Raw genomic sequence first — 9,118 nt, forward strand, 5'->3', positions numbered from 1 at the left:
GAGTCTGCGGGCGCGCCCGACGCCCCATCGGAGAACCGCCGCGCCGAAGATGCCTGCGGCAACCGCGGCGACGGCGAGGAAGGCGAGCGATGCGCGCGTCGCGGGGACGCCGGTCGATGCGGTCCCGCGAATGACGGCGAGCACGTGCGTCGTCGGGAGCGCGAGCGAGACGGGCCTCACCCACGCCGGAAGGAGGTCCGCGGGGTAGCAGACCCCGCCGGCGACCAGCGACAGCATCCCGAGCGCCCACGACACTGGCTCGCCCTCCTTCGTCACGAGCACGATGCCCGCGGAGGCGAGGCCGAGCCCGCACATGGCGATGACGTAGAACCCCGCCGCCGCGCCGACCGCAGCGGACATCTCGATCCGCAGTCCACCGAGCCGCGACACGAGCGCCACGAACGCCGCGCCGCCGACGCACGCGCCGAGCACGTCCCAGACGCCCGACAGCAGAACCAGCCGCATCGGCGGACCGTGTGCGGCGAGAAGCTGCTCGAGCGTTCCTTGCAGCTGCTCGCGCCGAACGGCCGACCGGAAGGCCCCGAGGCCCGCCGCCGCCGCGCCGTGCGCCGCAAGCCCGAGGAGCGCAAACTCCGTGTAGCCCATCCCGTAGCGCGCCTCGAACCCGCCTCCGGCGCACGCGACGACCTTCCCGACGAGCGCGATGAGCGCGATCGACGCGATGGACCGGGCGAGCCCCAGGACCAGCTGCACGCGATAGCTCAGCCGCGTCGCAACCGATCGGCACAGGAACGCCGCGAGAGCGCACGCGACGGCCGCCGCCTCGTCCCGCGCGCGACTCAGCCCGTCGGAGCGGCGTAGATGCGGTCGCACCACACGACCTCCTCGCGCTCCTGCGCGGTGACGAGGATGGCCGCGCCACCGCCGGCCGCGCTTCGAAGCGTCTCGACGATGGCCGCTCTCCCCTGCGCGTCCACGGCCGAGAGCGGCTCATCGAGGAGGGCGACGGGGCGCGACGGCAGGAGCGCGCGGGCGACCGACAGCCGGGCCAGCGCGCCCCGGGAGAGGAACCGCACCGGCTCGTTCACCACGCTCTCGAGACCCAGGGCGGCGGCCAGCTCGGAGATCCCGTCGCGGATGGCGCGGCCGCGCATCCCGGCGAGCCTCCCGAAGAAGGCGAGGTTCTGCCCAGCCGTCAGCCGCCAGTAGAACGAGCGGACCGACCCCAGTGAGAGCCCGACGAGGCGGTACGCCGCTCCCGGGTCGGCGACGACGTCGTGGCCGCAGAGGAGAGCGCGACCCGACGACGGCGTCGCGAGGCCCGCGAGGATCCTGAGCGCGGTCGTCTTGCCGCAGCCGTTCGGGCCGACAATCGCGCAGACCTCGCCCGGGCCGACGTCCAGCGTGACGGGGGCCAGCCCGGCGCTGCCGCGTCTCCGCCGGCGGAACGTCTTCGAGATCCCGCGCGCCTCGATCGAGCCAGGCAGGCACGGGGCGCTCTCTCCCGCCACGTCCTCACGGCCCGCCCGCTGCATGGCCTGTGCTCCACGCGCGCACGACGGATCCGCCGGAGGCGACCGCAACGAGATCGACGATGCCGTCGCCGTTGACGTCTCCATCCGCGGCGCACTGCGCTCCTCCCGCGATCGGCAGACGCCCGGTGAGCGAACCGTCCGTCGCCCGCAGCACGTACGTCGCCTTGGCATCCCACGCGATGAGGAGCGGCTCGTCGGCGGGAAGCGCGATGCACGGCCCGTAGACGTCCGACACCGAGTCGAACCTCCACAGCGTCTCGCCACGCCGCGGGGCGACGCCGTAGACGAACCCGTCGCACGACCCGAACACGAGATCCGCCCCGGGCCTCCCGTCGATCTCGATCGCGAGGAACTCCGTGATGGGCTCCCCGGACTCAGCGACGGCCTTGCGGAGGAACCGAGGCAGCCGGGGGTCGCGCGCGTACTCCGCGTGGACATCGAGCCCGAACTGCATGCGCGCGACCTGCTCGCCGCGGGGCGCGTCCAGAACGACCAGCGCGCCGGCGAAGCAGCCGACGGCGACGTCGCGTGCGCCTTCGCCGAGAAGGTCGAGCACCACCGGCCGGCTGCTCGCAACACCTTCGGGGGAGTACCGCGTCTTCTTGCCAAGCACGGTCGACCATCGCGTCGCGCCATCGGGATCGATGCAGACGAGCACGTTCCGCCTCTCGATGACCAACACCTCGTCACGGCCGTCGCCGTCGAGGTCGACCGGCGTCGCCTTCTCGAATCCCCCACCGAGCGCCCCGCGGTCCGGCTCGGTGCGGCGCACCCACAGGTCCCGCCACGACGCCCCGGAGACGGCGACGAGCAGGTCGTCGTGGTTGTGCCCCGCGGTGTAGATGAGGTCCGGGCGCTCATCGCCGTCGATCAGACCGAAGGCGATCTCGCCCACGGGGGCCTTCAGCGTGAGCGACCGAAGGAGCGAACCGTCATCGCCCGAGAGCACCTGCAGCGAGTCCTGCCACGCAACGACGAGCTCGGCGCCGCCGCCCGGCTCGACGTCGGCGACGGTGAACTCGATGCGGCCCGCCCACGCGCGTGTCCACCGCACGCTGCCGGTCGGACCGTCGAGCACGGTCACGCGCGAGAGCGCACCGCGCCTCCGCGCGACAACCACGGAATCATCCGCTCCGTCCCCGTCCAGGTCGTCCACGGCGACAGCGTGATATGCCTTCTCGACGCTGGTGAGCGCCCGCTCCCAGAGCAGCGTCCACGCCACGGCCGGCGCGTGGGCCGCCTCCTTCTCGCCTGCGCCTCCGATGCCGCTCAGCAGGAGCAGCGCCGCCAGACCAGCGCTCCGAGCGAGCGGACCCCGGCAAGATCGCGCCCGTGCCATCGTGCTCATGATCGCACCTCCGTTCTGTGGGGTCCTGCCCGCCCAGAGCATACGTCACCCTAGTCCTTGTCGACAAGGCACCAGTCCTGGGTCTGACACCCGGAGCCGTAGTCCGCGAGGATGCAGACGTCGGTGTTCGGGCACTGCGCGTAGTCAAGAAGACAGATGTCCGTGTCAGGCGTCCTCTTCAGCACCATCGCCGGCACCGCCGTCCCGCTGACCAGCGTGAGATGCGTCATCGTCATCACCCCCCTTCGTCCGGCCAGGGGATCTCCATCGGGATGAGTGGCACGGCCGCGCTCGCGTCCGGCGCACCATGGCGTGGATCGGCGCAGCCCGCGACCTCCGGTCTGGGGTTCGTTCTCGCACACTGCTCGAGCCGGCCTCTCGCGGGCGGCGGAAGCGACGCGTGTAGCCACATCGAAAGCTCGAGGACGCGCCGCTTGATCCTGCAGCGCGTCGCCGACTCTCCGCAGGCATCGGCCGGCGACGACACCAGATCATAGAGGCAAGGGCCCCCACAGACCCATCGCGCCCAGCAGTTGCCGCACGCGGCCGCGCGGTCCGAGAGCAGTCCGAGCAGCCGGGAGACGGCCGGTCTGTCGAGTCCGGCGTCCACGTCGCCGACGACATACGCCGCCTCGCCGCTGAACCTGTGGCACAGACCAAGCGTTCCGTCCGCGGCCACGCTCACGTACGTCGCCCCCGCCCCGCAGCCTCGCACCCTCGGGTGACCCTGCGCGATGGCACGGATGGCCTCCGCGAAGTTCGCGACGACGGGGGCGCGCCCGCTCCTCACGCGGTCGAGCTCCGCGGCCGCCAGGTCGTCCAGCTCGGCGCAGACCCGGGCGGCGAACCCCGACGACAGGGGCGCCCCGCTCACCGGAGAGAGGTGGACCGTGCCGGCTCCAAGCCCGACCAGATGCTCCACGAGGTCCCGTAGGCGCGGCGTCGCCTCGGTGACGGTCGTGCGCGCCGAGACGCGCAGCGTGGCGGGGAGCCGCGAGAGGTTGCGCGCGATGGCGTCGTACGACCCGCCGCCGTCCGGGAACCGCCGGTGTGCGTCGTGCGCGAGCCGGTCGCCGTCGATGCTCACCATGACGGCCGCCCCGACGGCGGCCAGGCGCGAGGCGACCTCCGGCGTCAGGAGCGTGCCGTTCGTTGTCACGTGGAGTGACAACGCGCGCCCCTCGGCCGTGGCCCGCGTCCGCGCGTGCCGTGCCGTGACCTCGATGAGAGCCGGATGAAGCAGCGGCTCCCCCCCGAAGAACACGACGGAGAGATGCGGAGCGCCGACGGACTCCTCGAAGAGAAGGTCGAGCGCGCGGAGCGCGACCTCCTCCGACATGAGGCCCCCGGCGCTCCCGCGAAGATAGCAGTAGTCGCAGCTGAGGTTGCATCCCCCCGAGACGTGCAACGCGAGCGAGGCGACGACTCCGGGCGCCGGCCGCGAGACGGGCCGTTCGGGTTCCGGCGGCGGGACGAGCCGGGCCGCCTCGTCGAGAACCTCGCGCACGGCCCGCCGTCCGTGGTTCATCTCAAGGACCGCGAGGTCGGGCGCTTTCGCCCCACGCTCGACACCTAGAAGAGTGTCCAGCGCGGCGGCGTCGGCCCGGAAGAGCATGGCGGAGCCGGGGTCGACGACGAACCCCTCGCCCGCGACGTCGAACGCGTGCAGGCGCGGCGAGGCGGCGCCCGGTCCCGCCGACTCGACGTCGCCTGTCGGGACCGCGGGCAGACGCCCGTCCGCCGCGGCCTTTTCGCCGCCTGCGCCGGCCGCCCCCGCTCGAAGCGCGATCACGCGCCTGCGCGACTCCCACCTGAGGCGGCTGAGGGTGTCGCCGCGCGCCCGCTCGAGATGCTCGGCCAGCGCGGAGGCGTCGAGCGCGAGCGCACCCGCCCGGGCGCGCCCATAGCCGTCGTCGATGAGCGCCGCGCTCGCGTCGATCACGCCGCACTCGACGGCCAGGCGGGTCAGCGCGTCGGTTGAGGCGCCCCGGGGCGGCTCCGCCATGCCGAGCCGCTCCGCGATCATCCAGAGCGGCACGGACCACCGGCCGGCGGCGCTGTCGTCCGCGAGGTCGGCCAGATCGTCGGTGATCTGGTACGCCGCGTGGTAGTCCACCACGATCTGCTCCAGCGCTCCGACCCACTCATCCCGGCCTGCCAGCATGGCCATCCCGACCGCCGACGTCTTGAGCGGCGACAGCCGAAGGCCCAACTGCCGAAGCGACGCCGGCAGCTCCCGCTCCGTGACCGCGTCGCGACCTCGCGGCGTTCTGAGCACCGCGCGCTCCCACGCGAGGCTCTCGAAGTACTCGGCCACATGTCTGTCGAGGTGGCGCCAGAGAGCGCTCGTTGCGTCGAACAGGCCCGACAGCTCACGCAGGAAGAGCGCGAGCGACAGGTCGGAGAAGCGGCATGCTTCGGGATCGAGGCGTTCATCCTCGTCGATGAGCCTGTCCTGCAGAAGGAAGTGAGCGGCGCCGAACGCGTTGGCGAGCGCCATCGTCCTCGCGGACCCGAGAGACGCACCCGACGGCAGCGCCTCCAGAAGCAGGAACGGCATGAGCAGGAGCATCCCGCCGCGGGCCATCGTGGCTCCCAGCGGCTCGCCGCGGCGCGCGTACGACGCCGCACCGAGAGCGGCTGCGGCCTCCGACGCTACGGCGCGAAGCTCCGCGCCGTAGCGCGGCTGCGGACGCCCGTGATGCATCGAGTCTCTCGCAAGGGGCGGTGACGGGGTCAGGCAAGCGGGACGGCCGGCAGGCCTCGTGAGCCATCCCCGAGGTCGCTGCCGGCCGTCGAGGGAGGACTCCATCCCTGGGGAGGAGGAGAGCAAGGAACCTGCCAGGGCAACCGCTCGGGATGGAGTTCCGACGAAGAGCTTGTGGTTCGGCCTCTTTCTGCGCTGGGCGGGCCATTGTCCGAAGCCCCGCCGCGACGGCTGTCTATCTCGATGACAGCTGGAGCGCTCCGAAGGCTCCTCGGTGTCAGGTTGTCACCCCAGGAACGGCGAGGCGATTCCGATGAGCAGGACCACGGCCATAGCCTTTGCTCTCGCCGTTCCCGGGAACAGCGAGGCCCCCAGGATCGGGGGCCTCATGTCAGCGGAAGGGAGAAGCAGGCCAAAGAGCGACCGGACTCGCCCCCCCTGCTTATTGGCATCCATGACCGCCTCTCCCTTCCATATCCTGGCTTCAAGACTCTGCTCTCAGGTGCTGCCGCGTCCCCTTAGGGCATGGGCTGTGCCAGAACGCCGGATCGCCGGGAAGAACCGCCACGACTGAGGCGCCAGCAAGTGCTTGTTGGACAACGGGTTACGCGACTGCGCGTCCGGGCGGGTGTACGCGGGTGAGCGCTCACTCGACGACGGCGCGACGGCCGTCGCGCCCCCTTGGAAGCGGCGCGTCCTAACCCGTTCACCCAGCGTGAAATGCGAGACCGTCGAAGTTCCGACGCTGTGTCGAAACCTCGACGGTCTGGTGGTCCTGAGCGCTGTCCTCGATGCGCGTTACGCCGCTCAGCCGATCCCGTACTTCCGCATCTTCGCGTGGAGCCCCGTTCGAGACAGCCCGAGGAGTTCTGCCGCACGCTGCTTGTTCCACGAGCTTCTTGTCAGCGCCTCGAGGATCCTCGTCCTTTCGAGCGTCTCGACCTCGTCCCTGAGGGAGCGCTCGCCCGTCGTCTCGCCGGGCTGTCCGGCGCGGTGCCGCTCGCGCAGCTCGGGCCGGAGTTTGTCGAGCCCGATGGCCTCGCCGTCCGCGCAGAGCGCCACGCCCCGCCGCACCTCGTTCTCGAGCTCGCGCACGTTGTTCTCGCGCCAGTCGTGCCGGAGCAGAAGCTCCCGCGCCTCCCGCGTGAACCCGGTGATCCTCTTGTGCTCCTTCGCGGAGTAGAGGTCCAGGAAGTGCTGCATGAGCAGCGGGACGTCCTCGGGCCTGTCCCTCAGCGGCGGAACCTCGACAATGACCGCGCACAGCCTGTAGTAGAGGTCGCGTCGGAAGGTGCCGTTCCTCACGGCCTCGCTCAGGTCCTTGTTGCTCGCGGAGACCACGCGGGCGTCGCTGGTCCTCGTCAGGCTCTCGCCGACGCGCCGGTACTCGCCGTTCTGCAGGAACCTCAGGAGCTTCACCTGAAGCTGCGGGCTCATCTCGCCGATCTCGTCGAGGAAGAGCGTCCCGCCCGCCGCGGCCTGCACGAGCCCCTCGCGGTCGCGGTCGGCGTCGGTGAAGGCGCCCTTGACGTGTCCGAAGAGCTCGCTCTCCTGGAGGTGGGGAGCGATGGCGCCGGCGTTCAGTGCCACGAAGTGGCCGGTCTTGCTCCTCCCGCCCTCGTGGATCGCCCGGGCGATGAGCTCCTTGCCGGTCCCGGACTCGCCGCGGATGACGACGGGAACCCTGCTCTCCTTGAGGCGCTCGACGTCCTCGAGGATGCGGAGCATCTCCGGGCTCCTCGTGATGATCCCCGAGAAGGCGGGCGACCCGCCGAGGTGCTGAGCCAGCCTCCCGTCGGCCTCCCACGTCTTCGACTCGACGGCGCGGCCATACGCGAGCCCGAGCATGCGCGCCGCCGCGCCCATGAACTCGACGTCGTCCTGCGTGAAGGCCGTCTGGCCCTCGGAGCGCTCTCGCTCCGCGTACAGCAGGAACACGCGGTCGCGGGCGAGCCCGGTCCTGACCGGAATGATCGCGACGGCGCCCGCGCCGCCGGGGGCCGAGGCGTCCTTGAGCCGCCCCTCGCTCAGCACGAGCGGGCTTCCGTGCCCTCGCACATCGATGGTGGCCCGCACGAACTTCGTGACATCGGCCACGCCCCTGCCGGTCCGGTCCACGGACGCGGCGACCGACGGGCCGCTCTCGGCGACCGAGAACAGCACGAGCCGCCCGACGAGAAGCGCGTCGGCGATGCTGCCCGCGAACCGGTAGAGGTCGTCGGCGCCGGGCTCCGACATCTCGAGGAACCGGTAGCCCTCCGCGATGGCCGCGTAGCGGCCGCCGCCACCGACGCTCGTCCCCGCCAGCTCGGCGTCGAGCTCGCCGACGGCCGCGTCGACCTCGGAGAGCCCGTGCTCGTCCCGCGCGACCTCGAAACGCAGCCGCGCGCGCTCGAACCACGTCCTCGCGCGGTCCGGCTCCCCGCCGGCCTTGAGCGCCTTGCCGCGCTCGAGCTCGCACCGCGCGACCCAGTCGCCCGCGCCGACGCGGGTGAACACGGCCTCGGCGGACGAGAGCCGCGCTTCGATGGTGTCGAGCGGGATCTCCCGCCCGGACGACTCCCTGAGTCCCACGGCGCCGGTGAGCGCCGCGCGCGCGAGCTCGAAGCACTCGCCCGTCCTGCGCAGCGTCTCCTCGGCCTGACACAGCAGCGACTCCGCGGCCACTCGCTCGCCCCGCGCGTAGTGCACGGCCGCCATGGTCCGAAGCGTCGCGCCCTCCTCGATCCGGTCGCCGACGCTCCTGGTGAGCCGCAGCGCGTCGTTGCAGTCACGCTCGGCGTCGTCGAGGCGCCCCAGGGCGTAGAGGGCCTCGGCCCGCCGCCTGAGCACCTCGCCGACCACGTCGCTGCCGGCCGACACGCGGTATGCCGCCGCGATCGCCTTGTCGAGCGTCGCGAGCGCCGACTCCGGCTTCCGCTGGTCGAGCTCGAGGGTCGCCAGATACTCGAGGGCGAGAGCCTCCGCCCTCCGATAGCCGTTCTCCCGGGAGACAACGAGACCCTGCTCGAAGATGCCCCGGGCCTTGTCCCACTCGCGCCGCAGCCGGTAGACGTTCCCCAGCGCCGACTCCGCGGCGACCAGACCGCGGTTCGCTCCCAGGCGCCGGTAGATGTCTCGCGCCTCGTTCAGGTGCTCCTCGGCCTCCGCCCACCGCGACAGCCTGTGGAGCACGATGCCGATGTTCGTGAGCCGGTCCGCCGCCGCCGCGGACCGACCGAGCTTCCTGTCGATCGCGAGCGCGTTCCGGAAGTGCTCGAGGGCGCCGTTGAGGTCGCCGGAGCGCTTCGCGAGCACGCCGAGGTTGTTATAGGCCGACGCGAGGCCGGCCTCGTTCGCGAGCCGCTTCTGCGTGACGAGATAGTCGGTGAAGAAGTCGCGCGCCGCGGTGAGGTTCCCCAGCTCAGCATGCGCGATGCCCAGCGCCTTCCCGGCTTCGGCGAGGAGCACCGAGTCGGCAGAGCCCTTGAGCGCGTCGTATGCCCTCGCCGCGGCCTCGCGGGCTTCCTCGAAGCGACCGCTCTCGATCTCGACGCGCGCCCGCACGACATCGATCTCGGCGGTCAA

The 9,118-nt window shown here is 71.9% G+C and carries 6 protein-coding genes; all 6 read right to left on the reverse strand.

The window, feature by feature from the left end; all coding sequences use genetic code 11:
- The coding region (locus FJY74_08870) for an ABC transporter permease (protein MBM3308425.1) at positions 1-834 on the reverse strand (834 nt) is incomplete at its 3' end.
- Positions 801-1,496, reverse strand: coding sequence for an ABC transporter ATP-binding protein (locus FJY74_08875; GenBank protein ID MBM3308426.1), 696 nt, complete (start codon positions 1,494-1,496; stop codon positions 801-803). The genes FJY74_08870 and FJY74_08875, both read right to left, overlap by 34 nt.
- Positions 1,477-2,844, reverse strand: coding sequence for a VCBS repeat-containing protein (locus FJY74_08880; protein ID MBM3308427.1), 1,368 nt, complete (start codon positions 2,842-2,844; stop codon positions 1,477-1,479). Before FJY74_08880 ends, FJY74_08875 begins: the two co-directional genes overlap by 20 nt.
- Positions 2,845-2,894: 50 nt before the next feature.
- The gene (locus tag FJY74_08885) at positions 2,895-3,080 is read right to left on the reverse strand and encodes a hypothetical protein (GenBank protein ID MBM3308428.1); all 186 of its coding nucleotides are present in this window, start codon (positions 3,078-3,080) and stop codon (positions 2,895-2,897) included.
- Positions 3,080-5,551: a radical SAM protein gene (locus tag FJY74_08890; GenBank protein ID MBM3308429.1), complete on the reverse strand. Its 2,472-nt coding sequence runs from the start codon at positions 5,549-5,551 to the stop codon at positions 3,080-3,082. Before FJY74_08890 ends, FJY74_08885 begins: the two co-directional genes overlap by 1 nt.
- Before the next feature lie 807 nt (positions 5,552-6,358).
- A partial coding sequence (locus FJY74_08895) for a sigma 54-interacting transcriptional regulator (GenBank protein ID MBM3308430.1) occupies positions 6,359-9,118 on the reverse strand: 2,760 nt, incomplete at its 5' end.

It is taken from the genome of Candidatus Effluviviaceae Genus I sp., from assembly GCA_016867725.1.
Lineage (GTDB): Bacteria > Joyebacterota > Joyebacteria > Joyebacterales > Joyebacteraceae > VGIX01.